Source organism: Kitasatospora sp. NPDC101157, from assembly GCF_044768255.1.
Lineage (GTDB): Bacteria > Actinomycetota > Actinomycetes > Streptomycetales > Streptomycetaceae > Kitasatospora.
Genome location: NZ_JBIWPL010000009.1, coordinates 53812 through 80808 on the forward strand (window position 1 = coordinate 53812; position 26997 = coordinate 80808).

A 26997-nucleotide genomic window follows, 5' to 3' on the forward strand; every position below is an offset into this window, starting at 1 on the left:
GCGCCCTACAGGGAGCCTAGGTGGTGGCGTATCCGGGCAGGGGGAACTTGGCCGCCAGTTCGGCGACCTGGGAGGAGACCGAGTAGCGGACGTCGTCGGGCAGTTGGTAGCTACGCGGGCCGAGCGGGGTGACGGCGGACAGCACGGTGTCGATCAGCTCGGCGCAGCGCGAGGCCTCGGCCCCGGACATCCCGCGGTGGGCCGCGCTGTTGGAGCCGAGCCGGACGCCGCCGCCGACCAGCGGCGGGGTGGTGTCGCCGGGCACCCGGTTCTTGTTGACCACGATCCCGCACTCCTCCAGCGCCTCCTCGGCCACCAGGCCGCTGAGGCCGCGGGCGCGCAGGTCCACCAGGACGGTGTGGTTGTCCGTCCCGCCGGAGACGATCGGGTAGCCGCGCCCGGCGAGTTCGGCGGCCATGCCGCGGGAGAAGGCGACGATCCGCTCGGTGGTGGCCGCGAACGCCGGGGTGGCCACGATCGCCAGGGCGCGGGCCTTCGCCGCGATGCTGTTGAGCGCCGGGGCGCCCTGGTAGTACGGGAAGATCGCGCGCTGGAGGAAGGCGGTGAGGTCGCCGTTGCCCTTCGGCGCCGGGGCGTCGTGGTCCCGGCCGACCAGGATCAGGCCGCCGCGCGGGCCGAACAGCTGCTTGTGGGTGCAGGCTGTGGTGATGTGGGCGTGGTCGACCGGGCTCGGGTGCAGGCCGGTCGCGACCAGCCCGGCGACGTGCGAGATGTCGGCCATCAGGTAGGCACCGACCTCGTCGGCGACGGCCCGGAAGCGGGCGAAGTCGACGATCCGGCTGTAGGCCGTCGCCCCGCAGATGATCACCTTGGGGCGGTGCTCCCGGGCCAGCTCGGCGACCTGGCCGTAGTCGATCAGCCCGTTCGCGTCCAGCCCGTAGCCGACGGCGTCGAAGTACTGCCCGGCGTACGCGGCGGGGCTGCCGTGGGTCAGGTGGCCGCCCTCGGCCAGGTTCATCCCGAGCAGGGTGTCCCCGGGGTCGAGCAGGGCGGAGAGCACCGCGTAGTTGGCGGTGGTCGCCGAGTGCGCCTGGACGTTGGCGTAGCGGGCGCCGAAGACGCTGAGGGCCCGCTCGATCGCAAGGCTCTCGATGTCGTCGACGACGCCGCAGCCGGCGTGGTAGCGGCGGCCGGGGTAGCCCTCCGCGGTCACGTTCACCGCGGTGGAGGCCTGGGCGGCCAGCACCGAGGGGTCGACCACGCTGGAGGAGGCGACCAGCGACAGGGTGCCGTTCTGCCGGGCCTGCTCGCGGGCCAGTACCCGGTGGAGCACCGGGTCGTCGACGGCGAGCCGCTCGGCGCCCGAGGCCAGCAGGTCGCGCACCGGATCCTCGGCGTCGTCGGTGTCCTCCGCGGCGTGGCCGGGGGCGGGTAATGCTGTCATGGGAGGGACCGTCCTTCGTCAGAGCGGCCGGGCGAGTTCGCGCGCCAGCTCGGCCACGGTGGGAAAGTCGAACAGGGTCCAGACGTCGAGGTCCACTCCGAGCGCGGCCCGGATCCGGGTCGCCAGCTTCACGGCGGCCAGCGAGTGGCCGCCCAGTTCGAAGTAGTCCTCGTGGAGGCCGACCTCGGCGACGCCCAGCGACTGGGCGAACAGCGCGCGCAGCGTCGTCTCCACCTCGGACCCGGCGTCCTCGGCGTTCCCCGCGTCCTCGGCGTTCCCGGTGTTCCCGGCGTTCCCCGCTTCGTCGGCGGGGGCCGGGCCCGGATCGGCCGGCCGGGCGAGCCCGGCCAGGGCACGACGGTCGAGCTTGCCGTTCGTCGAGGTGGGCAGCGCCGCGACGGCGAGGAACTGCTTCGGCACCATGTAGGCGGGCAGCGCCCGGGCGAGCGCGGACCGCAGGGGTTCGGGGTCGAAGGACGCCGTGTCCGCGGGCACCACGAAGGCCGCCAGCCGTCGGGCGCCGTCCTCCCCCACCGGGACCACCGCGGCCTGTCCGACGCCCGGCAGCCCGCGCAGCACGGTCTCGATCTCGCCCGGTTCGATCCGGAAGCCGCTGATCTTGACCTGGTCGTCGAGCCGCCCGAGGTACTCGATCTGTCCGTCGGTGCGGTACCGGGCGAGGTCGCCGGTGCGGTACAGCCGGGCCCCGGGGGCGAAGGGGTCGGCGACGAACCGTTCGCGGGTCAGTTCCGGCTGCCGGTGGTAGCCCAGCGCGACCTGGACGCCGCCGATGCACAGCTCGCCCACCACGCCGACCGGCACCGGTTCGAGCCGCTCGTCGACGACGTACAGGGCGGTGTTGGCGATCGGGCGGCCGATCGGCACGTCGCGCCCGGCGAACCCGGGCCCGGCCTGCCAGTGCGAGACCTCGATGGACGCCTCGGTGGGGCCGTAGAGGTTGTGGAGCTCGCAGTCCAGCCGCTCGAAGAAGGCCCGGACCGTCGACGGGGCGAGCGCCTCGCCGCTGGCGAACACCAGGCGCAGGCTCGCGCAGTGCGCGGCCAGTTCGTCCTCCTCCAGGAAGGCGTCGAGCATGGACGGCACGAAGTGGAGGACGGTGATGCGCCGGTCCCGGACGGTCCGCTTGAGGTAGCGGGTGTCCCGGTGGCCGCCCGGGCGGGCGACCACCAGGCAGGCGCCGGAGACCAGCGGCCAGAGGAACTCCCAGGCGGAGACGTCGAATCCGAACGGCGTCTTCTGCAGCACCCGGTCGTCCGGACCGAGTCCGAAGCGCTGCCGGCGCCAGTGGACGGTGTTGAACACCCCGGCGTGGCGGTTCAGCACGCCCTTGGGGCGGCCGGTGGAGCCGGAGGTGTAGATCAGGTAGATCGGGGTGTCACCGGTGATCTCCGGGCGGGCCCCGGGCTCCTCCCCCGGCTCCTCGACGGCCTGCCGGACGGTGATCGCGTCGGCTCCGTGGCCGCGGAGCGCCTCGACGTCCTCGGGGCGGCACAGCACGGTGCGGGCACCCGAGTCCTCGACCATGTAGCGCACCCGGTCTGCGGGCAGTTCGGGGTCGAGCGGCACATAGGGCAGCCCCGCCTTGAGCACTCCGAGGATCGCCACCACCAGATCGAGCGAGCGCTCCAGGTGGATGCCGACGAAGCCGGAGTCCTGGCCGGACCGCAGCCGGCGGCTCACCAGGCCGGCCCGCCGGTCGAGTTCGGCGTAGCTGAGCACGGCGCCCTCGAACTCGACGGCGGGCGCGGACGGCGTCGCCCGCACCTGCTCCTCGAAGGCGCCCACCACGGTCGAGTCCGGGTAGGGCGTGCGCGTCCCGTTCCAGTCGGCGAGGATCCGCTCACGCTCCTCCGACGAGCCGAACCGGGCGCGCCGGGCCGGTCCGTCGGGGTCGGTGACCAGCGCCTCCAGCAGTCGGGCGGCGTGCTCCAGGACCCGGGCGACGGTCGGCTCGTCGAGCAGGGCCGGATCGTAGGCGGCTTCCAGGACGGCGTCCGGGCTCTTCTCGGCCGCCCGCAGCCGGACGGTGAGCGGGGCCTCGGCTCCGGCCGCTTCGGTTCCGGCCACTTCGGTAACGGCCACTTCGGTAACGGCCGCTTCGGTAACGGCCGCTTCGGTTCCGGTCACCTCGGTACGCCGACCGGCCAGTTGGCCGTCCACCTCCCGCCAGATCCGGCGCAGCCCGGCGTCCTCCGCGAGGCCGATCCGCACCTCCGCCCGGTCGAGATCCAGCCGGACGTCCTGCTGTCCCGCGTAATGGTGCAGCAGTACCGCGAGTACGGCCGCGAGCCCCGCGTCCGGGCTGCCGGTCGACTCCTGCGCGAGGTTCAGGAATCGCGCCAGAACCGGCGCCGGGACCGGGTGCGTACGCGAACTGCTGCGGCAGGTCGGCCGATTGGCGAGCCACCGATCGCACGGCAACCGCACCATGCCCACGGCCGCCGTCGTGACGAGGCCGCCGGCGAAGTGTGTGCCGGTCATTCGCGACTCCCGGAAGTGAGCATGCACCGGACAGGTTCGAGATCAAGGGATACCGCAGACGCCGGGGTATGACAACCAACTGCCTTTCCTCCTGGAGTTTTCGGCCCACCCCTCGGGAGGATCTTCCGCAGAGTGCGTACGGCTGACAGACTGGGCGGTGATCGCCCGCCGGCGCACTCGGTCCCGGCGCGGCCCGGGCGGGGATTCCCCGGGGAGCGGCGTCCTCCCGGTATCCGACAGACGTCCCTCCGCACTCTTCACCGATGGGAGCACGATGCCCGGTTCCGTCGACGGGATCGACCCGGCCGAGCGGTACGAACTGTCCTCCGGTCAGGAGGCCCTGTGGATGTTCGAGCAGCTGGTGCCCGGCACCGCGGCCTACCACGTCCCGCTCGCCTTCCGGCTGCGCGGCCCGCTGCGGACGGACCTGCTGGAAGCCGCGCTGACCCTGGTGGTGCGCCGCCAGGAGGTGCTGCGCACCGCGTTCCGCGAGGAGGACGGCGAGCCGTACCAACTGGTGCTCCCGCCCGCCGGGGCCGAGTTGCCGCTGTGCGAGGTCACCGACGGGCCCGAACTCGCCGACGCGCTGCACCGGGAGGCCCGCGAGCCCTTCGACCTGGCCGCCGGCCGGCCGTTCCGGCTGCGGCTGTTCCGGCTCGGACCGCAGGAGCACGTGCTCTGTCTGGTGATGCATCACATCGCCTCCGACGGCTGGTCGTTGCGCCTGCTCACCGGCGAACTGTCCGCCGGCTACGCCGCGCTGCTGGCCGGCCGGGACCCCGAGGCGGTGCTGCCGCCGCTGCCGGTGCCGTACCGGCGCTACGCCCGGTGGCAGCGGGAGTGCTTCCGGGGTCCGGAGCTGGAGGCGCTGCTCGCCCACTGGGAGGAGGAGCTGCGCGGTGTCCCGGCCGTCGACCTGGCCGCCGGGCGGCCGCGCCCCCGGCGGCCGTCGTTCGCCGCCGACCGCCTCGTCGTACGGCTCGACCCGGCTCTGCACCGCGGGCTCACCGAACTGGCCCGGGCCGCCAGGGGGTCGCTGTTCTCGTGGCTCGGCGCGGCCTTCTCGCTCGCCCTGACCGAACGCACCGGCCGCCCCGACACCGCCTTCGCCACCCTGTTCGCCGGCCGCGGCGAGCCGGAACTCGAACCGCTGATCGGCTACTTCGTCAACATGGTGGTGCTGCGCGCCGATCTCTCGGACGACCCGGCCTTCTGCGAGCTGGCCGCCCGGCTGAACGCCGCCACGGTACGGGCCATCGACCACGAGGTGCCGTTCGGCAGCGTGGTGCGCCACCTCGCCCCCGCCCGCCGGCCCGGGCGCAACCCACTGGCCCAGGTCACCCTCCAGCTGCGCACCGGCGGCAGCGCCCCGGGCCGCCCGGAGCTGCCGGGAGTCCGCTGCGAGGACATCGACCTGTACCCCGGGCAGCACGCCTTCGACGCCACGGTGACCTTCGTCGAGGACGGCCCGGACTTCCTGCTCAGCATCGAGTACTCGACCGAGGCGTTCGACGCGCCGTGGGCCGACGGCCTGGCCGACCAGCTGCGGGAGCTGCTCCGGACGGCCGTGGACCGCCCCGACGCCCGCGTCTCCCGGCTGCTGGCGTCGGTCGCGCCCACTTCTCACCCACCCCACCAGGGAGCCACGTCATGACCGAGCACGCCGATCCCGTCCTCCCGGTGCTGTGGAGCGACCGCACGGGGACCGTCGAGTCCGAGCCGCTCGGCGGCCTGCGGGCCGGAGCGCCCTCGGACCTCGCCGCCGGGCTGTGCGCGCTGGTGCTGCGCTACGGCGGGATGCGGCCGGTCATCCTGTGGGGGCGCGCCGACGAGCGTGCGGCCTGGACCGAGTGGCGGATCGAGCCCGCCGAACTGGCCGGAACCCGATCCTCCACACCCACCCTGGGGGCCTGCCGGGCCGCCCTCGCCCGGCGCGGGGCGGCCTTCGCGAAGGGGCTGGAGCTGTCGGTGGACCCGCAGTCCTCGCCGGCCGTGTTCGCCCTCTCCCCCGCCGACGACGGCACCTGGACGCTGCGGCTGCGGGCCGCCGCCCGCCCCGACGACGAGCACGCGCCCGCCCGGATCGCCGCGCACCTCGCCGCCTACCTCGCCGCCCCCGACGAGCTGCGGATCGACCAGGTCGAGCACCTCACCGCCGCCGAGCGCGAGCTGGTCGCGGAGGTGAACCGCCCGCGGCCGCCGCTGACGGAGCCGGTCTGCCTGCACCACCGGGTGGAGCGGCAGGTGGCCGCGGACCCGGAGCGGATCGCGGTGGTCCAGGGCCCGCTGAGCCTCAGCTACGGCGAACTCGACGCCCGGGCCAACGCGCTGGCCGTCCGGATCGCCGGGCACGGGGTGGGGCCCGGCGGGCGGGTCGGGGTGGCGGCGACCCGCAGCGCCGAGCTGGTGGTGGCGGCGTACGCGGCGCTGAAGACCGGTGCGGCCTTCGTCCCGCTCGACCCGATGCTGCCCGCCCACCGCCGCGAGGTGCTGCACCGGCTGGGCCGGGTGGACGTGGTGGTCGCCGACGCCCTGGGCGCCGCCGACGGCGCGGACTCGACGACCGGTGTGCCGGTGATCCCGCTCGGCCCGGTCGAGGAGCTGCCGACCGCCGACCGGTCGGCCCTGCCCGAGGTCGACGTGACCGGCCGGGACCTCGCGTACGTGATCTTCACCTCCGGCTCCTCCGGCGAGCCGAAGGGCGCGCTGCTCGACCACGTCGGCCGGACCAGCATGATCCTCGACCTCAGCTCCCGCTACGGCCTCGGCCCGGGCGACCGGATCCTCGGCGTCTCCTCGCCGAGCTTCGACATGACGGTCTACGACGTGTTCGCCGCGCTGATGACCGGCGCCACCCTGGTGCTGCCGGAGCGCGGGCGGGAGAACGACGTCGAGCACTGGGTGGAGCTCGTCGAGCGGGCCGGGATCACCGTCTGGCACTCCGTCCCGTCCTCGCTGGCGCAGTTCCTGCGCACCTGGAGCACCGGCCGCGCCGGGGCGCTGCGGGCCTTCCTGCTGGGCGGGGACTGGATCCCGCTGGCCCAGCCGGAGGCGACCCGCCGGGCGTTCCCGCAGGCCCGCTTCATCAGCCTCGGCGGTGCCACCGAGGTCTCGGTGGACAGCACCTACTACGACGTGGCCGCCGTCGACCCCCGCTGGCGCTCGATCCCGTACGGGAAGCCGATGACCAACCAGAGCGCCTACGTGCTGGACTCCTTCGGCACGCCGGCCGGGGTGGACCAGCTCGGCGAGCTGTTCCTCGGCGGCCTGGGCGTCGGCTGGGGCTACCAGGACCGCCCGGCCTTCACCGCCGAGCGCTTCCTGCCCGACCCGTTCTCGGCCGTCCCCGGCGCCCGGCTGTACCGCACCGGCGACCTGGCCCGGCTGCGGGCGGACGGCGAGCTGGAGCTGATCGGCCGGGTCGACCACCAGGTGAAGATCGGCGGCGTGCGGATCGAGCTCGGCGAGATCCAGTCCTGCCTGCGCGAGCACCCGGCGGTGGCGGACGCCGTCGTGGTGCCGGTGCGCGACCCGGCCGGCATCGCCCAGTCGCTGGCCGCCTACGTGTCGCCGGCCAGGGCGTCCGAGGCCTCGGCGGACGTCCTCCGGGCGCACCTGCGCGAGCGGCTGCCGGAGAGCATGGTCCCGGCCCGGGTGTTCGTGCTCGCCGAGCTTCCGGTCAACCAGAACGGCAAGATCGCCCGTCCGGAACTCGAACGCCTCGCCGCCGGCGCCGCCGCCGTCCCCGCCGCCACGACGGAGGACGCCTCCGACCCGGCCGTCCGCGCCGCCGTGGGCGAGACCTGGCACGAGGTGCTGGGCCTGGCCGAAGTCCCGGGCGCCACGGCCTCCTTCATCGACCTCGGCGGCAACTCGCTGGCCGCGATCCAGGTCGTCGGCCGGCTGAACCGGCGCTTCGGCACCGCGCTGAAGGTGGCCGACCTGATCGCCGCCGACACCGTCGCCAAGGTCGCCGCCGTCGTCACCGAGCGGCGCGGCACCAGCACCCGGCCGTCGCTGCGCTGACCGCCCGTACGACGAACGAAGGGGCCGGCCTCCGCGGGGAGGCCGGCCGTTCGGCGTGCGGGCGTGGGGTCAGCGCTCGGCGAGCGTACGGGCCACCGCGTCCCGGTCCACCTTGCCGCTGTGGGTACGCGGCAGCGCGGCCACCGTGGTGAAGGTGCGCGGAATGTACGGGTCCGGCAGGTTGCGGCGCAGCTCGGCCGCCGCCCGGGCACCGTCCAGCGGCTCGGCTCCGGCCTCGACCGTCACCGCGCAGTGCAGCGAGCGCGAGCCCTGCCCGTCGTCCAGGGCCACGCAGACCGCGGCGGAGACGGTCGGCAGCTCCAGCAGCCGCACCTCGATCTCCAGCAGGTTGACCCGGTAGCCGCGGATCTTCACGTCCTTGTCCCGGCGGGCCAGGAAGGTCACCACGCCGTCCTCCAGCCGCACCAGGTCGCCGGTGCGGAAGGCGGCGGTGTGGCCCTGCGGGGTCGGGTCGACGGTGACGAAGCGCTTGGCGTTCAGCTCCGGCTGGTTGAGGTAGCCGGGTGACAACGGCGCACCCGTCACCAGCAGTTCGCCGACGGTCGGCTCGGCCGCGTCGAGCGGGTCGATCAGCAGCTCGCAGCCCGGCAGCGGCGCGCCGATCGGCGGCAGCGCGGGCCAGGAGCCGCTGGGGCCGGTCAGGGTGTGCGCCGTGACCATCGCGGACTCGCTCTGCCCGTAGTGGTTGTTCAGCCGGCACTGCGGCATCCGGGCGAACAGTTCGCGGATGTCCGGCGTGCAGACCAGCTGCTCCCCGGCCGCGTTGACCTCGGCCAGCGCCAGGTGGTCCAGCGAGTCCTCCTCGGCGGCCGCCACCGCGAGCATCTGCAGCGCCACGTACGGGAGGAAGAGCCGCTCGATCCGGTTCTCGCCCAGCCACTCCAGCAGCTCGAACGGGTCCTGGCGCAGCTCCTCCGGCACCACGACGAGCGTGCCGCCGCCGCACAGGGTGCCCAGCACCTCCTGGAAGGAGACGTCGAAGTTGAGCGGGGCGAACTGGGCGGTGCGCAGGTGCGGCCGGACGGAGTGGTTGCGCTGCCAGTCGACCATGGTGTCCAGGCAGCTGTGCGGGACGGCCACGCCCTTGGGCAGGCCGGTGGAGCCCGAGGTGTAGATGATGTACGTCCACAGCTCGGGCCGGCAGGCCACCGGGTCGACCGTGCCCTTCGCCGGCAGGCCGGAGATCGGCAGAGCGGGCACCGGCACCTCGAACTCCGGCTCCTCGTCCGCGTACAGCAGGAGGCCGGCGCCGCTGTCCTTGAGCATGTGGGCGAGCCGGGCCGCCGGGTACTCGCTGTCCAGCGGGAGGTAGGTGGCGCCCGCCCACATGGTGCCGAGCATCGCCGCCACCACCGAGGCGCTGCGCCGCCCGGTGACCGCGACCCGGTCGCCCGGGCCGATCCCGGCCGCGGTCAGGCCCTCGGCGATGCCCTGGACCCACGACAGCAGCTCGCTGTAGGTGACGCCGCGGCCGCCGTCGACGACGGCGGTCTGCGGCCCCCGCGCGACGGCCTGGTCGCGGAACGCGGCCAGCAGGCACGGCGGTCGGGACTCGCCGCCCCAGAGCGAGAGTGGAGCGGGACTCATGGCGGTTCCTCCAGAAGTGGGATCAGAACTGGTCGTCGTCGGCGAAGGCGTCATCGAAGGCGTCGTCCAAGACGTCGTCGAAGCCGTCGTCGAAGAGCTCGTCGATGCCGAGCATCCCGGCGACGACCGCGAAGTAGCGGCCGGTCAGCTCGGGCGACCCGGCGATGCCGCGCAGCAGCTCCAGCCGCGACGGCGTGACGGTCAGCCTGGCGAGCTCCAGCGTGCTCTGGTACGGCTCGGTCAGCTCCTCGTCGCGGCGCCGGGTGAACCGGGCCAGGGCGGCCGGGTCGTCCGGCCCGCCCGTCAACTCCTCGGCCAGGAAGGAGGCCTGGAGCAGCGCGTTGGTGATGCCGCGGGCGCTGATGGTGTCCAGGTGGTGGCCGGCGTCCCCGACCAGCACCCAGCCGGGGCCGTGCCCGCGGCGGAAGTAGTTCTGCTGGTCGCCGGTGCCGATGATCTGCTCGACCTGCTCGGCCTCCGCGAGCTGCTCGTACAGCTCGGGCGCGGTGGTGCGCACCGCCGCCAGGTGGTGGCGGAACGGGTCCTGCCTGATCTCGGCGAACCGGTCCTGCGGGAAGTAGGTGGAGATCAGGGTCACGTCGTCGTGGGTGGGGATCCGGACGATCCAGTTGCCGGGGCTCTCGTGGAATCCGAAGCCGGTGCTGATCCCGGCCCAGCCGGTGTAGTACACGCAGCTGGCCCGCGGGTCACTCAGTTCCGCCGGCGCGCCGACCAGTTGGGCCACCCGGGAGCGCATCCCGTCGGCCCCGACCACCAGCCGGGCGTGCTCGGTGCGCACGCCGCTCGCGGTGCGGAAGCGCACGCCGCTGACCCGGCCCTCGGAGTGGACCAGCTCCTGGAGGTTGGCCCGGTCCACGAACTCGACGCCCGCCTTGACGGCCGCCTCCACCAGCAGCTGGTCCAGCACCAGGCGGCGCGGCGCGAAGGCGGCCGGGGCGCCCGGCATCACCGGGGCCGGGCCGGCCAGCCGGACCCCGCCGACGTCGTAGCTGATGGTGTCCAGCACCGGGCAGCCGGACTCCAGCAGCGCCGGGAGCAGGCCCCACTCCGAGAGCCTGGCCACGCCGGGCTGGTGGATGTAGAGGGTGGACATGGTGTCCGAGGGGAACGCGGCCCGGTCGATCAGCAGCACCCGGTGACCGCGCCGGGCGAGCAGCAGCGCGGTGGCGGCGCCCGCGACCCGGGCGCCCACCACCACGGCGTCCCAGCCGCCGCTCACCGCTCGGCCTCGGCGAGCTTCCGCGCGACGAGTTCCTCCAGCGTCCTCGCCGTCGCCCGTACGGTCGGCTCCGAGTACAGCGTGACCAGCGGGAACTCGACGCCGAGCCGCTGGCGCACCCGCGCGGTGAACCGGGTGGCGACCAGCGAGTGGCCGCCCAGCATGAAGAAGCCGTCCTCGGCGCCGATCCGCTCGACACCGAGCAGTTCCCGCCACACCCCGGCGACGAACTGCTCGGACGGCGTCCGCGGCGCCTCGCCCCCGGAGGCCTGCGAACCGGCCGGCGGCTCGGGCACCTTCAGCGCCCGCCGGTCGACCTTGCCGTTGGCGTTGAGCGGGAAGGAGTCCTCGACCACCAGCTGGGCCGGGATCATGTAGTGCGGCAGCCACTCCTTGGCGTGCTCCCGCACGGCGTCGAAGCCCGGCGGGTCGGCCGGGTCGACGGCGGTGACGAAGGCCACCAGCCGCTGCACCGGACCCTCCGCGGCGATCACCACCACGGCGTCCCGCACCTGCGGGTGGCGCAGCAGCACCGTCTCGATCTCACCGAGTTCGACCCGCATGCCGCGGATCTTCACCTGGTGGTCGCTGCGCCCGACGAAGCGGAAGCCGCCGTCGGGGTGCAGGAAGCCCTGGTCACCGGTGCGGTAGAGGCGCTCGCCGGGGCGGAACGGGTCGGGCAGGAACGCCCCCGCCGTACGGGCCGGGTCGTTGAGGTAGCCGCGGGCCAGCCCGAGGCCGCCGATGTACAGGTCGCCGACCACCCCGACCGGCACCGGCCGCAGCTCGCGGTCCAGCACGTGGACGGTGTTGTTGTCGAACGGCCGGCCCAGGCTCACCGGTCCGGCGGCGGTCTCGTCGGCCGGGCCGCAGGTGTGGCAGGTCGAGTCGATCGACACCTCGGTGGCGCCCCAGGTGTTGTGCAGCGCGCCCGGCATCAGCCGGTGGAAGCGCTCGACCGTCGCCGCGGTGAGCGCCTCGCCGCTGGAGGTGGTGTTGCGCAGCCGCGGCGGCACCCGCTCGGGCGCCTGCTCCACCAGGTCGAGCACCGCGCCCAGCATGCTTGGGACGACCTGGAGGTAGACCGACTCGTAGCGGGTGGCGGCCTCCAGCACCGCCACCGGGTCCCGGTGGCGGCCGGGTTCGAGCACGGCCACCCGGCCGCCGACCGACAGCGGCCAGAAGATCTCCAGGGCGGAGTCGTCGAAGGTCAGGGTGGTCTTGTGCAGGACGGTCTCGCCGCGGGCCAGTCGGTGCCGGCGCTGCATCCAGACCATCCGGTTCACCCAGCCGCGGTGGCGGCTGGCCACGCCCTTGGGCATGCCGGTGGAGCCGGAGGTGTAGTAGACGGAGACCAGGTTCTCGGGGTGAGGGCGGTTCACGGTTCCTTCGGACCGGGCCGCCGGGTCCGGGGTCGCCGGGTCCGGGGTCGTCGGGTCCAGGGCCTGGGCACCGACCGAGGCCGGATCGATCTCCTCCCCCAGCGCCCGGTCCACCAGCAGCACCGGCGCGGCCGCGTCGGCCAGGATCTGCCGGATCCGGGCCGGCGGGCTGGCCGGATCCAGCGGCAGGTAGGCGCCACCGGCCTTGAGGATGCCGAGCAGCCCCACCACCATCTCCACCGAACGCTCCAGGCAGATGCCCACCGCCAGCTCGGGCCCCACCCCCCGCGCCCGCAGCCGCCGCGCCAACGCCTCGGCCCGGTCGTCGAGTTCGCGATAGCTGAGCCGGGCGGATTCCGAGACCACGGCGACGTCGTCCGGGGTGCGCTCGACCTGCGCCTCGAACAGCTCGTGCAGACAGACGTCCGCCGGAAACTCGGCCGCGGTTCCGTTCACCTCGCGGTCCAGGCGGATTTCCTCGGCGGAACGCAGTTCGAGCCGGGCCAGCGGGGTCTGCGGATCGGCCAACGCCCCCTCCAGCAGGGCGCGGTAATTCTCGCCGAGCCGGGTGATCGTCGCCTCGTCGAACAGGTCGCTGTCATAGGCGATGATTCCGGCCACGGAACCGTCCGCGGCTCGTGCGAGGTCGAACTCCAGGTCCGTCTGGACGAATCCGGTCGGCACGTTCCAGCGGCTCGTCCGCAGGCCGTCCAGCGGAAGCGTCGGAGCGCTCTCCTGGTGGTATCCGAATACCGCCTGCACCAGTGGCGAGTGTCCGAGCGCGCCCTGACTGCCAGTCACCTTGACGATTTCGTCGAAAGGCACCGTCTGGTTGCGGAATCCGCCGATGAACGCCGCCCGGCAGCGCTGGAGATACTCGGAGAAGCTCTCGCCGCGCCGGCTCCGGCTGCGCAGCGGAAGGATGTTGACGAAGAAGCCGACCGTGCGGTCCAGGGCCTCGTCGTCCCGGTTGGACACCGGTGCGCCCACCACCACGTCCTGCTCGCCGGTGTAGGTGTGCATCAGCAGGGTGAAGGCGGCCAGCAGCACCACGTAGTCCGTGGTCCGGTGGCGGACCGCGGTCCGCCGTACCCGCTCGGCCAGTTCGGCGTCCAGCGCGAAGTCCAGCAGTTCGCCGTGGAAGCGCTGCCGGGCCGGCCGGGGCCGGTCCAACGGGAGTCGCAGCAGGTCGGGGGCGCCGGAGAGGTGCTCGGACCAGTAGGCGAGTTGACGTTCCGCCAGGCCGTCGGCCAGTCGCTCGGCCAGCGCGGCGCCGTACTCGGCATACCCGTGGCCGGCCTCCTCGGCGGCGGGCGGGCGCCCGGCCAGCGCGTCCGCGTAGCCCCGGCCGATCTCCTCGGCGATCACCGCGTTGGACCAGCCGTCGGTGACGATGTGGTGGAGGTTCAGCAGCAGCGTCCACTCCTCGTCCGCCGAACGGAACAGCCGGAAGTCGAACACTCCGGGGCGTTCCAGGTCGAACGGCTCGGCGGCGGCCTCGCGCACCCGGGCCCGGAGGGAATCAGGATCCCCCCTCAGGTCGTGCACGGGAAGGCGGAACTCCAGGCGGTCGACCACCACTTGTACGGGCTGGTCGTCCACCACGGAAAAACCTGTCCGCAGTGCGGCATGACGGGATATCAGTGCACGGATTGACTGTTCCAGCGCCGGGACATCGAGTTCACCCCGGATCTCGTGCGCGACGGGCCCGTTGTAGAGCGGGAGTCGCGGATGCAGACTGTGCAGCAGCCACAGCCTGCGCTGCTGCGGCGAGATGGGAACGACACGGTCGGGCATGGGTTGGTCCCCCGCTCTCATCACTGCAAGACGCGGCGAGACTACCCTACTCGATGCGATCATGACAGAGGTCAAATCCCTTGCGGGCACGGCAAGATCTCACCCCTTGCCGAGCCAATTCCCGCCTGTATGCTGACGTTCCTGGGGGACGCCGATCCGTGTCTCCACACCCAGGAGGAAAGGGCGTCTACGAGCCGTGGACAGCGAGTTCCCCGCCCGATCGGACGCCGCGGACGAGGATCCGTTCCCGGCGTCGAAGGTTCAGGAGCAACTCTTCCTCGCGCAGCAGACCGTCGGTGACGCACCGACCTTTCACATCCCGTGCTTCTGGGAAGTCCGGGGAACGGTCGACATCCCGGCGCTGCGCAATGCGTTCCGCGCCGTGCTCTCCCGGCACGAGGCGCTGCGCACCACTTTCCGCATTCACGAACAGGGACTCCTCCAGGTCGTCCATCCGCAACCGCGGTGGGAATGGCGCCTCGCCACCTGCCGGGACGACGGGGAACGCGAACGGCGGATGGCGGAGCACGCCAGTGCCCCCTTCGACCTCGACCACGGGCCACTGGTCCGGGCCGGGCTGCTGCAGTGTGCCGACGACCGCCACGTGGTCATGTTCTGCGCCCACCACGCGGTCTTCGACGGCTGGTCGGCGAAACTGGTGCTCGACGAACTCGCCGCCCACTACCGGGCGTTGACCACCGGGACGGAACCCGGCCTGCCCGAGGTGGACTACCAGTACGGCGACTACTCGCTCTGGCACGAGGAGTGGCTGACGGGCCCGGCCGGCGAACGGGCGCGGCGCGAGTGGGCCGAACTGCTCGCCGGGGACCTCCCCGTGCTGGAGTTGCCCGGGGACCTCCCACCGCCCGCCCCGGACTCCACCGCCACCCCCGGCGGCACCGCCGACGTCCCGCTGCCCGCCGAAGCCGTCGAGCAACTCGGCGCACTGGCGACCGAGTTGCACACCACGCCGTTCACCGTGCTGCTGGCGGCGTACGACCTGCTGCTGGCCGACCGCACCGGGCTGCGGGACATCCTGGTGGGCACCCCGGCGGTCAACCGCAGCCGGGCCGAGTTCCAGGCGACGGTCGGCTGCTTCGTCAACATGGTCACCGTCCGCACCGACCTCACCGGGCCGCGGACCTTCCGGGAGCTGGTCGAGCGGGTGCGCACCGCCGTCCTGCGGGCCCAGGACCTCCAGGCCGTGCCGTTCGAGACGGTGGTGAAGGAGGTCCGGCCGCCCCGGCACCCGGGGCACCCGCCGGTGTTCCAGGTCGCCTTCACCGTCGGCGAGGACTTCTTCCAGCCCGTGCGGGCCGGGGAGTTGGAGTTCAGCCCGGTCGAGATCCCGTCCGTCACCGCCAAGTACCAGCTGTCCCTCCAGGTCAACCGGACGGCGGACGGGCCGGTGGCCGAGTTCGAGTACCGCGCCGACCGGTTCTCCCCCGAGTGGGTCGCCGACTTCGCCGCACGCTACGCCCGGGTGCTGGAACTGGCCGCCGAACAGCCGGACCGGCCGCTGACGGACTTCCTCGGCTCCGACGCACCACCGCGGCCCGCCGCCCGTACGGCCGCGGCCCCGGAACCCGAACGGTCCCGGCCGCCCGCCCCCGCCGACGACTCCGCGCCGCGCGACGAGGCCGAGCGGGTGCTCACCGAGGTGTGGGCCGAGGTGCTGGGGCACCCCGCCGTCGGCATCGACGACAACTTCTTCGAGCTCGGCGGCGACTCCATCAGCAGCGTGCAGATCGTCGCCCGGGCCGGCGCCCGCGGCCTCGCCTTCCGGGTCCGCGACCTGCTGCGCAACCAGACCGTCCGTGAACTCGCCCCGCTGGTGCGCACCGACGCGCCCGCCGCCGGCCCCGCGCCCATCGGCCCGTTCGAGCTGGTGCACCCCGAGGACCGGCCGCGGCTGCCCGCCGACGCCGTCGCCGCCTGTCCGCTGACCGCCCTCCAGTCCGGCATGCTCTACCGCAGCGGCCAGCGGGCCCGCACCGCGATGTACCACGACGTGCTGCTGACCCGGCTGCGGGTCGGGTTCTCGGCCGAGGCCTGGCGCACCGCCGTGGCCCGGCTGCTGGAGCGCCACGAGCTGCTGCGCACCTCCTTCGCCCCGGGCGGCTACCGCGAACCGCTGCAGATCGTCCACCGGAGGGTCGCCGAGGCGCCGGTGAGCTTCGAGGACCTGCGCGGCCTGCCCGAGCGGGAGCAGCGGGCGCTGATCGACCAGCGCACCGACTGGGAGGGCCGCAACCTCTTCGACTGGGAGCGGCCGCCGCTGATCCGCTACCACCTCGCCCGGCTCGCCGACGACGAGGTCCAGCTGTGGACGGTGGTCCACCACGCCGTGATCGACGGCTGGAGCGAGCGGATCCTGTTCGGCGAGCTGCTCTCCCTCTACCTCGCCGCCCTCGGGCGCGGCGGCCCGGCCGCCCTGCCGCCCGCGCCCCGCGCCCACTACCGCTCCTTCGTCGCCCTGGAGCGCGCCGCCGTACGGGACCGGGAGCAGCTCGCCTTCTGGCAGGCGCAGCTCGACGGGGTCGCGCTCGGGTCCGTACCGGCCGCCCCGGGAACCGGGGTGCCGGACATGGCCGTGGTGCCACGCGAGCTGCCGGCCGAACTGTCCGCCGGGCTGGTCGCCTTGGCGGCCCGGCTGCGGGTCCCGGTGCGGATCGTGCTGCTCACCGTGCACCTGCGGGTGATCGCGCTGCTGACCGGTTCCGAGGACGTGGTCTCGGGCGCGGTCTACAACGGCCGGATCGCCGAGCCGGACGGGGACCGGGTGGTCGGCCTCTTCCTGAACACCCTGCCGGTGCGCTGCCGGACGGCGGTCGACAGCTGGTCCGAGCTGATCCGGCAGGTCGCCGCGACGGACCTCGCCGTCCAGCCGCACCGGCGCTTCCCGATGGCCGAGCTGCGCGGCCGGGTGGCCGGTGCGGCCGCCTTCGAGACCTTCTTCAACTACACCCACTTCCGCAACGAGTCGGCCGTCCCGACCGGTGACCTGGAGGTGCTGGAGGAGCGCAGCCACACCCCCACCGACTTCCTGCTGGGCTCGGAGTTCTCCCGCGACACCGCGACCGACCTGATCGGGCTCGGACTGCGCTACGACGCCGACCGGATCGCCGCCGCCGACGCCGACCGCTACTTCGGCTACCACGTGGCCGTGATCCGGGCCGTGCTGGCCGATCCGGCGGCCGCGCCCACCGCCGTCCCGCTGCTGTCCCGGGCGGAGCTGGCCGAGCTGCGGGAGTGGAACCGGACGGAACGGGAGTACCCGGGCCCGCGGCTGCTGCACCGGGCGATCGAGCGGCAGGCCGCCCGCACCCCGCAGGCGCCCGCCGTGCTGTTCCGCGACCGCGTCCTGAGCTACGCCGAACTGGACGGCCGGGCCAACGCCCTGGCGCACCGCCTGGTCGCGCTCGGCGTGCGGCCCGGCGACCACGTCGGCATCGTCCAGCACCGCTCGGCGGAGCTGGTGGTGTCGCTGCTCGCCGTGCTCAAGGCGGGCGGCGCGTACGTCCCGCTGGACCCGGAGGACCCGGCGGAGCGCACGGCCGGTCTGCTCGCCGAGTCCGGCTGCCGGGTGGTGCTGACCGCCGCCGGTACGGAGGACTGCCGACCGGCGGGCGTGCTGGTCGAGTTCGTGCCGGACGGTCCGGCGCGCAGCGAGCGGGGCCCCGAGGTCGGGACCGGCCCGGGCGACCCCGCGTACGTCATCCACACCTCCGGCTCCACCGGCCGTCCGAAGGCGGTGGTGGTGTCCCACCGGGCGATCGCCAACCGGCTGGACTGGATGACGGAGGAGTTCCGGCTGACCGCCGAGGACCGGGTCCTGCAGAAGACGCCGTACACCTTCGACGTCTCGGTGTGGGAGTTCTTCTGGCCGCTGCGCGAGGGCGCCCGGCTGGTCGTCGCCGAGCCCGGCGGGCACTGGGACCCGGGCTACCTGGAGCAGGTGCTGGTACGGCAGTCCATCACCGTGGCGCACTTCGTCCCCTCGATGCTGCGGGCCTTCCTGGACGCCGCCGACGTGTCCGCCGCCACCGCGCTGCGGCAGGTGGTGTGCAGCGGCGAGGCGCTCCCGGCCGACCTCCAGCGCGACTTCCTGGACCGCTCCAAGGCCGCGCTGGCCAACCTGTACGGCCCCACCGAGGCCGCCGTGGACGTGACGTACTGGCACTGCACCCCCGAGGGTGCCCGGGGTGCCGACACCGTGCCGATCGGCCGGCCGATCGCCAACACCCGGATCCACCTGCTGGACCCGTCCGGCCGGCCCGTCCCGGTCGGCACCGCCGGCGAGCTGTTCATCGGCGGCGTCTGCCTGGCCGACGGCTACCACGGCCGCCCCGAGCTGACCGCCGAGCGCTTCCGCGAGCACACCCTCCCGGACGGCGGCACCGAGCGCCTCTACCGCACCGGGGACCTCGCCCGGCGCCGCCCGGACGGCGCGATCGAGTACCTGGGACGGACCGACGCCCAGCTGAAGATCCGCGGCATGCGGGTCGAGCCGGGCGAGGTCGAGGCCGTCCTGTCCGCGCACCCGGACTGCGGCTCGGCCGCCGTGACCTTCGACGGCGAGCGGCTGATCGGGTACTTCACCGTCCGGCCCGGCGGCGCGCTGGCGGTCGAGGAGCTGCGCCGGCACGCCGAGGGGCTGCTGCCCCGGCACATGGTGCCCGCCGTCTGGCAGCCGCTCCCCGAGCTGCCGCTGACCGGCAGCGGCAAGGTGGACCGCAGGCGGCTCCCGGCGCCCGCCGACACCGTGCGCCCCACCGCGCCCTCCCGGCCGCCGACCGCGACCGAGCGCCTGGTCGCCGCCGCCTGGACGGATGTGCTGGGCACCGCGGACTTCGGCCTCGACGAGGGCTTCTTCGGGGTCGGCGGGCACTCGCTGGCCGCCGTCCGGCTGATCGGGCGGCTGCGCCGGGACTTCGAGCGCCGGCTGAGCGTCGCCGAGCTGTTCGCCCACGACACGGTCGAGCGCCTCGCCGCCCTGCTGGAGGCCCCCTCGCCGGAGGCGCCGAACGGCTGGGACGTCCTGGCCCTGCGCCCCTCGGGCGCCGCGCCGCTGTGGCTCTTCCCGCCGGTCGGCGGCAGTGCCCTGGGCTACCTGGCGCTGACGGCCGCCCTCGACCCACGGCTGGCCGTCCACGGGCTGGACTGCGCCGAGCCGGTCGGCTCCACCGTCGAGGAGATGGCCGCGGCCGCCGTGGCCCGGATCGGGCGGGACCACCCGGCCGGGCCGGTCCACCTGGCCGGCTGGTCCTTCGGCGCGGTGCTGGCCTTCGAGGCCGCGGGCCTGCTGACGGCGGCCGGCCGGGAGGTGACCCTCGCCATGGTCGACGCCGCGTTCCCCGACCCCGGGCAGCTCGCCGGGCTGGACGACACCCGCACCACCGAGGCGCTCCTGCGGGACGCGCTGGCGCTGACCGGCGCCCCGCCCGCCGAGGCCGGCAGCGAGGCCTGGGCCGCGCGCCACCGCGTCTTCGCCGCTCACCTGCGCGCCCACCACGCCTACCGGCCGCGCCGCCATCCCGGCAACGCCGTCTACCTGGAGAGCCGGGACGGCCGGGAACTGGGCAGCGCCGGGGCCTGGCGGGCGGTGGTGGCCGGCGACTTCGCGGTCCACCGCTTCGACACCGACCACTACGGCCTGGTCCGGCAGCCGCACGTCCGGGCCGTCGGCGCCGTCCTCGGCGCCGCCGCGCTCGGCGGTTGACCCGGCCGCCGCGGCCCGACCGCCCCATCACCGACCACCCCGACACCGCAACGGTGGGAACAAGGAGTTCACGGCGCCATGCAGACCGACGCGGGCAAATGGCTGTTCCGCCAACCATCCGAGGACGCCCCGGCACGGATCTTCCTCTTCCCGTACTCGGGCACGGGCGCGTCGATGTACCGCGCCTGGCCCGAGCGGATCGGTGAGGTCGAGGTGTGCCTGGTGCAGCTGCCCGCGCGGGAGAACCGCCTGCGCGAGCCGCACCCGGTCACCTACCAGAACCTGGCCGCGGCGGCCGCGGCGGCGCTGGCGCCGCTGGTGGACCGGCCGACCGGCTTCTTCGGGCACTGCGGTGGCGCCCTCTCCGCCTTCGCCACCGCGCTGGAACTGGAGCGGGTGCACGGCAGGGAGCTGACCGCGCTCTTCGTGTCCTCCCAACTCGCCCCCGACGAGGACCCGTTCGGCCGCTGGCTGTGGCTGGAGCGGGACGACCTCGCGGTCGAGCTGAACGTCCTCGCCGAGGCGGCCGGAACCAGGATGGACCCGGACTTCCTCGACGTCGCCCTGGACGTGCTGGAGGAGGACCTCGCCGCCCAGCGCCGCTACCGGCTCGACGCCCCCGAACCGCTGGCCTGCGCCGTGCACGCGGTCGGCTGGAAGGACGACGTGGAGATCCGTCCCGAGCAGCTGGGCGGCTGGACGCGGTACGTCCCGCCGGCCCGCCACCACGAGCACCTGCTGGACGGCGGTCACCACGCCTTCCTCGCCGCGCCGCAGCCGCTGCTCGACCTGATGGGCCGCGCCATGACCCGGGAAGGAGCGGCGTCGTGAAGCTCGCCGGACTGTGGGACCACGCGGACTTCCGCAGACTCTGGGCCGGCCAGACCCTGTCCATGCTGGGCACCAACATGGTCGCGGTGGCCGTCCCGCTGATCGCCTCGGTCAGCCTGGGCGCCTCGGTGTTCCAGATGGGGCTGCTGCTCGCCACCGAGTTCCTGCCGTACCTCCTGATCAGCCTGTTCGTCGGGGTCTGGCTGGACCGGCGGCCGAAGAAGATGATCATCGTGGCGGCGGACGCCGTGCGCTCGCTGATCCTGCTCTCCGTCCCGCTGCTGTCCTGGGCGCACCTGCTGAACGTCCCCATCCTGCTCGCGGTGGTGTTCGGCACCGGCGCGTGCAGCACCGTCTCCGACATCGGCAACGCCTCGATCCTGCCCGCCCTGGTCGAGCGCGAGGACCTCGTCGAGGGCAACAGCAAGCTGGAGATGAGCAGTTCGGTCTCCAACATCGGCGGCCGGACCTTCGGCGGCCTGCTGGTGCAGCTGCTCACCGGCCCCGTCGTCATCATGGTCAACGTCTTCGCCTTCGGACTGGCGGCCGCCTGCACCCTGCGCATCCGCAGGCGCGAGCCGGTGCCGGAGAAGCCCGCCACCGGAGACCCGTCCTCGATGTGGAAGGAGATCGGCGAGGGTCTGGGCTTCATCTTCGGCGACCCCACGCTGCGCACCCTGGTCCTGGTCACCTTCCTGGTGAACTTCTCCGCCATCGCGATCGACCCGGTCTTCCTGGTCTTCATCACCCGCACCCTGGACCTGCCCGGCATCCTGGTCGGCGCGCTGCTGGCCGGTACCGGCGTCGGCTCGCTGATGGGTGCCCTGATCGCGGCCCGGCTGGGCAGGGCGCTGCCCTTCGGCCGGATGGTGGTCTGGACCACCGTGGCGATGACCGCCGTCGAACTCGTCATCCCCGCCGCGACGGTGATGCCCAAGGGCGTCGCCTTCGCGATGCTGATGTTCGTCCAGGTCGCCTACGCCGTCCTGGTGATCGCCAGCGCCGTCAACATCCGCAGCTACCGGTCCGCGATCACCCCGGACGACATGCAGGGCCGGATGAACGCCTCCACCCGCATGATCGTGATGGCCGGCACCCCGTTCGGTGCCATGGCCGGCGGCGCGCTCGGTTCCTGGCTGGGCACCCAGCTGGCGATCGTGGTCTGCGCCGGCGGCATCGGACTGGCCGCGCTGCTGCTCGCCCTCTCCCCGGTCCGCAAGGTGGCCGGCATCCCCACCGAACTCCCCGCCCCCGCCACTGTCTGACGCACCGTCGGACACCGCCCCCACGACCCAGGAAGGCCAGGAACGTCGTGAACGACACCGATGCGGTCGGCCGCGCCACACTGGACGCCGTCTTCGCCCGCGCCCTCGCGGAGGAGGCCACCGCCTCGACCGCCGCCCCCGCGTCCGCCGCCGTGCCGGCCGCCCGCCCGGGCGACGGACGGGCGCCCGCGTCGCTGGCGCAGAAGCGGCTCTGGTTCCTGGAGCAGCTGAACGGCCCCAACAGCACCTACAACGTCCCGTTCCGGCTCCGGCTGGCGGGCGAGCTCGACGCCGGGGCCCTGCGGCTCGCGGTCGGTGACCTGGTGGCCCGGCACGAGAGCCTGCGCACCACCTTCGCCGGGGACGAGGACGAGGTCTTCCAACTGCTGCTCGACCCGGACCGACTGCCCTGGGAAGAGGTGGACCTGACCGCCCTCGGCGAGGCCGCGGTGACCCGGCTGATCGAGGAGGAGAGCCGGATCCCGTTCCAGCTGGCCGGCCGCCCGCTGTTCCGGGCCAAGCTGATCCGGGCCGGGGCAGCGGTGCACCACCTCGCCGTCACCATGCACCACGCGATCACCGACGGCTGGTCGGAGGGCCTGTTCTTCCGGGAGCTGGGCGCCTGTTACACCGCCCGGGTCGGCGGCGCGCCCGCCGACCTGGCCCCGCTCACGATGCGCTACGCCGACTACTCGGCCTGGGAGGCCGAGCCCGCCACGGTGGAGCTCTACCGGGGCCAGCTCGCCTTCTGGCGCGAGCAGTTGGCCCGGCTGCCGCAGGAGGCCGGGATCCCGGCCGACCTGCCGCGGCCGGTCCTGCTCAGCGGGGAGGGCGCCGGCGTCACCGTGCCCGTCCCGGCCGACCTCCAGCGGCGGCTGGCCGCCTGGGGCTCCGGGCACGAGGCCTCGCTGTTCGCCACCGCGGTGACGGTGCTGGCCGCCCTGCTGCACCGGTACAACGGCGAGGAGCGGGTGGTCATCGGCGTGCCGGTGGCCAACCGGCCGCGCGCCGAGTGGGAGCCGGTCATCGGCTACTTCGCCAACACCCTGGCCGTGCCGGTCGACCTGGCCGGCGACCCGACGCTGCGCCAGCTGCTCGGCCAGGTGCGGACGGTGGCCGCGGAGGCGCTGTCGCACCAGAACGTGCCGTTCGACCGGGTGGTCGAGGCGCTCGGCGTGGTCCGGGACCCGTCCCGCAACCCGGTGTTCCAGGTGATGTGCAGCGTCAACCAGGTCGTTCCGCCGCCGGAGCTGCCCGGCCTGGCGGTCGAGATCGTGGAGATGCGCAACGACTCCGCCAAGTTCGACCTGGAGCTCGCGGTCAGCTACACGGCGGACGAGGTCGGCTTCACCTTCGACTACGCCACCGACCTGTTCGAGCGGGCGACCGTCGAGCGCCTCGCCGCCGACTACCTGGCCCTGCTGGAGGCCTTCCTGGCCGAGGGCGCGCCGAGCGTCGGCGGCGGGGGCGCGGCGAGCGTCGGCGGCGTCCCGCTGGGCGTGCACGGGCCGGCCGAGGTCGACGGCGCCGAGGCGGAGGTCCGCGACCGGTACGGCAACCGGGCGCCCACCGGAGTGTACGGCGACCTGCTGCTGGCCGGCGCGCCCAGCGGCCGCCGGGCCCGGGTGCTGGCCGACGGCACCGTCGAGTACGCCGCCGACCCGCGGATCCCGCTCCCCCGCCCCGCCGCGGAGACGGGCGACGGCTCCGACGCCCCCGCGACCGCGACCGAACGGGCCCTCGCCGCGATCTGGTCCCGGCTGCTGGGCACCGAGACGGTCGGCCGGCACACCGACTTCCTGCGCGACGGCGGGGACTCTCTGCTGGCCACCCGGCTGGTCGCCCGGATCCGGCGGCAGTGGTCGGTCAAGCTCTCCGTCCGCCACATCCTCAAGACCCCGGTGCTCGCCGACCTGGCCAAGCTGCTGGACGAGGCCTCCGCGACCCCCGCCGAGGCGCCCGCCCGCAGCGCGATCCCGGCCGCCTCCGGCCCGAGGCCCGAGGTGCTCCCGCTGTCCATGGCCCAGCGCGGGATCTGGATCGTCAACCGGCTCGGGCAGCAACAGGCCTTCTACCACATGCCGTTGGCGGTGCGGATCGACGGCGAGCTGGACCTCGCCGCGCTCGCCGCGGCCGCGTCCGACCTCGGCCGGCGGCACGAGATCCTGCGCACGGTCTTCCCCGCCGACGCCGGAGTGCCGCGCCAGTCGGTGCAGCCTCCGGAGGCCGTCGCCCAGGTCGTCCGGGCGAGCGCCATCCACCCCAACGGCCTCCAGCAGGCCCTGCGGGACGCGCTGGAGACCCCGTTCGACCTGACCGTCGAAGTCCCGCTGCGACTCCATGTGTTCAGCACCGGGCCGCGCTCCCACGTCCTGCTGGTGGACGTCCACCACATCGCCTGCGACGGCCTCTCGCTGGCGCCGCTCTGCCGCGACCTGGCCACCGCCTACGCCGCCCGGGCCGCAGGCCGTGCCCCGGACTGGCACGAACTGCCCATCCAGTACGCCGACTTCGCCCTCTGGCAGGCCCAGCAGCTGGGCCGCGCCGAGGATCCGGGCAGCCCGTTCGGACGCAGCCTGCGGTTCTGGGCCGAGGCGCTGGCCGGGCTGCCCGAGGAGCTCGCCCTGCCGGGCGCCCGGCCCCGCCCCGCGACGCCGACCTTCCGCGGCCTGCCCACCCGGGTGGAGGCCGGCCCCGAGCTGTACCGGCGGATCACCGCCGCGGCCCACGAGCACGGCGCCAGCGTCTTCATCGTGCTGCAGGCCGCGATCGCCGCGATGCTCACCTGCCTGGGCGCCGGCACCGACATCCCGCTGGGCACCCCCACCGCGGGCCGCTCCGACCAGGCCCTGGACGACCTGATCGGCTGCTTCATCAACACCGCCGTGCTGCGCGCCGACACCTCCGGCGACCCGAGCTTCCGCACCCTGATCGCCCGGGTGCGGGAGACCAACCTCGCCGCGCACGACCACATGGAGCTGCCCTTCGACGAGATCGTCACCGCCCTCAACCCGCCCCGCCGGCACGGCCGCAACCCGCTGTTCCAGGTGATGGCGAGCCTCAACGGCGAGCCCGAGCCGGTGCCCGCCCTCGGCGGGCTGCCCACCGAACCCTTCGACCTGGGCACCCCCGCGACCCCCTTCGACCTGACCTTCGAGCTGACCGAGGACCGGGCCCGCGCCACCATCAGCGGCGTCCTGACGGTCAGCGCCGACCGGTTCGACGAGGCGGCCGGTCAGGCCCTGGCGCAGCGGCTGCTGCTCGCGCTGGCCGTCGCGACCGAGCAGCCCGACCTGCCGATCTCCCACTGGGAGCTGCTGCTCCCGGGCGAGCGCGAGGCCGTCCTCGGCGGGTGGAGCACCGGTGCGGCCGCGCCCCGACCGGCCACCTTCGCCGAGCTGTTCGAGCGGGCGGTGGCGGCGGCACCGGACGCGCCGGCCCTGGAGACCGGCGACATCACCCTCGGCTACGCCGAACTGGACGAGCAGGCGAACCGGCTGGCCGCCGAACTGGTCGCCCGCGGGATCGGCCCGGAGCGCACGGTCGCGCTGGCCCTGCCGCGCAGCGGCGAGCTGGTGCTCGCGGTGCTGGCGGTCGCCAAGGCCGGCGGCGCGTTCCTGCCGCTGGACGTCCATTTCCCGGTCGAGCGGCTGTCGTTCATCCTGTCCGACGCGCGGCCCGCGCTGGTGCTGACCGACTCGGCCGGTGCCTCCGCCCTGCCCGTCGGCGCCCCGACGGCGCTGCTGCTGGACGACCCGGACCTGCTGGACACGCTCGCCGACCACTCCGGCGAACGCCCGGCCACCGCCCCGGTCGACCCGGCCAACGCCGCCTACGTGCTGTACACCTCCGGCTCGACCGGGCGGCCCAAGGGCGTCGTGGTCACCCACACCGGGCTGGCGCCGCTCTGCGAACGGCTGCACGAGGTGGTCATGGCGGACGGCCAGGGCAAGCAGCCCCGGGTGCTCCAGCAGGTGTCCCCCACCTTCGACATGTACGTCATGGAACTCCTGATGGCCTTCCGCTCCCGGGCCACCCTGGTGGTGGCGCCCGCGCACCCGGTGCTGGGCGAGGAACTGGCCGTCCTGCTCGAACAGCGGCGGATCAGCCACGCCGTGCTGACCCCGACCGCCCTGGCCGCGCTGCCCGCCCGCGCGTTCCCCGCGTTGCGGGCGGTGGTCAGCGGCGGCGAGGCGATGGGCACCGACCTGGCGGCCCGGTGGGGGCGCGGGCGGCGGCTGCACAACGCCTACGGCCCGACCGAGACGACCGTGCTCGGCACCCTGTCCGGCCCGCTGGACGGCGCGGTGAGCCCGCCGCTCGGCGAGCCGATCACCGGCTCCCGGCTGTTCGTCCTGGACGAGGCCCTGCGGCCCGTCCCGCCCGGTGTCACCGGCGAGCTCTACCTCGCCGGGGCCGCTCTGGCCCGCGGCTACCTGGGCCGCCCCGACCTGACCGCGGACCGCTTCCTGCCCTGCCCGTACGGCGCGCCCGGTGAGCGGATGTACCGCACCGGCGACCTGGCCCGGTGGACGGCCGACGGTGAGCTGCGGTACCTGGGCCGGGGCGACGGACAGGTGAAGATCCACGGGGTGCGGATCGAGCTCGGCGAGATCGAGGCCGTCCTCGGCGCGCACCGCAAGGTCGCCGACTCGGCGGTGGTGGTGGACGGTTCGGCGCAGGCCGGGCCGCGCCTGGTCGCCTTCGTCACCCCGGTGGACCCGGCCGACCAGGCCGCCCGGCCGACCCCGGCCGAGCTGCGGGCGCACTGCGCCCGCTCGCTGCCCCGGGCCATGACCCCCGCGCGGTTCGTGGTGCTCGGCACGATGCCGACCCTGCCGTCGGGCAAGACCGACCGCAAGGCGCTGCGGGTCCCGCCGGAGGAGGGCGCCGAGGGCTTCCGCACCCCGCCGGGCACCGCCACCGAGCGGGTGCTGACCGGGATCTGGCAGCGGCTGTTCGGGACCGAGCGGATCGGCATCGACGACGACTTCTTCGTCCTCGGCGGCCACTCGCTGGCGGCGGTGCGGATGCTCGCCGAGATCCACCAGGGCCTCGGCGTCGAACTGCCGTTGAGCGCCTGCTTCGAGCACCCGACCGTCGCGGCGCTGGCGGCCCTGATCGACCGGACGCCACGGTCGGACGCCGCGGAGCCGGCCGTGGTGCGCCGGCGCCGACCCGCGCAGGGGGCCTGAGCACGGAGGAGGGAGCGCCGGCGG

Annotated in this window: 11 protein-coding genes; 6 read left to right on the top strand and 5 right to left on the bottom strand. The window is 74.2% G+C overall.

The features are described from left to right. Positions 1–16: 16 nt before the first annotated feature. Together glyA and ACIRVF_RS20215 are read right to left on the bottom strand one after the other, a co-directional pair. Positions 17–1405, bottom strand: a complete 1389-nt coding sequence (glyA, locus tag ACIRVF_RS20210) for a serine hydroxymethyltransferase (protein WP_402819283.1) — start codon at positions 1403–1405, stop codon at positions 17–19. Positions 1406–1423: 18 nt separating this feature from the next. After that, entirely contained in the window at positions 1424–3907 is a 2484-nt protein-coding gene (locus ACIRVF_RS20215; RefSeq protein ID WP_402819286.1) for an amino acid adenylation domain-containing protein, read from the bottom strand. 274 nt (positions 3908–4181) lie between these two features. On the opposite strand from ACIRVF_RS20215, the gene ACIRVF_RS20220 reads away from it, so the two are divergent. Together ACIRVF_RS20220 and ACIRVF_RS20225 are read left to right on the top strand one after the other, a co-directional pair. After that, positions 4182–5561, top strand: coding sequence for a condensation domain-containing protein (locus tag ACIRVF_RS20220; RefSeq protein WP_402819289.1), 1380 nt, complete (start codon positions 4182–4184; stop codon positions 5559–5561). Beyond that, entirely contained in the window at positions 5558–7933 is a 2376-nt protein-coding gene (locus ACIRVF_RS20225) for an amino acid adenylation domain-containing protein (protein ID WP_402819292.1), read from the top strand. The genes ACIRVF_RS20220 and ACIRVF_RS20225 overlap by 4 nt, the downstream gene beginning before the upstream one ends. Before the next feature lie 69 nt (positions 7934–8002). Here ACIRVF_RS20225 and ACIRVF_RS20230 read toward each other — a convergent pair whose 3' ends face one another. Genes ACIRVF_RS20230 through ACIRVF_RS20240 form a run of 3 tightly spaced genes read right to left on the bottom strand, consistent with a single transcriptional unit; the run spans position 8003 to position 13960 of the window. Continuing rightward, on the bottom strand, positions 8003–9541 hold the full coding sequence (locus tag ACIRVF_RS20230) for an AMP-binding protein (RefSeq protein ID WP_402819295.1): 1539 nt from the start codon (positions 9539–9541) through the stop codon (positions 8003–8005). 22 nt (positions 9542–9563) lie between these two features. Continuing rightward, complete coding sequence (locus tag ACIRVF_RS20235; protein WP_402819297.1) at positions 9564–10781, bottom strand: NAD(P)/FAD-dependent oxidoreductase; 1218 nt, start codon at positions 10779–10781, stop codon at positions 9564–9566. Continuing rightward, on the bottom strand, positions 10778–13960 hold the full coding sequence (locus ACIRVF_RS20240; RefSeq protein WP_402819300.1) for an amino acid adenylation domain-containing protein: 3183 nt from the start codon (positions 13958–13960) through the stop codon (positions 10778–10780). The genes ACIRVF_RS20235 and ACIRVF_RS20240 overlap by 4 nt, the downstream gene beginning before the upstream one ends. Positions 13961–14156: 196 nt before the next feature. Here ACIRVF_RS20240 and ACIRVF_RS20245 point away from each other — a divergent pair, with 196 nt between their 5' ends. The 4 genes from ACIRVF_RS20245 (at position 14157) to ACIRVF_RS20260 (ending at position 26973) form a co-directional block, all read left to right on the top strand. Continuing rightward, positions 14157–19682, top strand: coding sequence for an amino acid adenylation domain-containing protein (locus tag ACIRVF_RS20245; RefSeq protein ID WP_402819303.1), 5526 nt, complete (start codon positions 14157–14159; stop codon positions 19680–19682). 78 nt (positions 19683–19760) lie between these two features. After that, positions 19761–20513, top strand: a complete 753-nt coding sequence (locus ACIRVF_RS20250; protein WP_402819306.1) for a thioesterase II family protein — start codon at positions 19761–19763, stop codon at positions 20511–20513. Further along, the gene (locus ACIRVF_RS20255; protein WP_402819308.1) at positions 20510–21778 is read left to right on the top strand and encodes an MFS transporter; all 1269 of its coding nucleotides are present in this window, start codon (positions 20510–20512) and stop codon (positions 21776–21778) included. Before ACIRVF_RS20250 ends, ACIRVF_RS20255 begins: the two co-directional genes overlap by 4 nt. Positions 21779–21825: 47 nt before the next feature. Beyond that, positions 21826–26973, top strand: a complete 5148-nt coding sequence (locus ACIRVF_RS20260; protein WP_402819311.1) for an amino acid adenylation domain-containing protein — start codon at positions 21826–21828, stop codon at positions 26971–26973. The last annotated feature ends 24 nt before the right edge of the window (positions 26974–26997 follow it).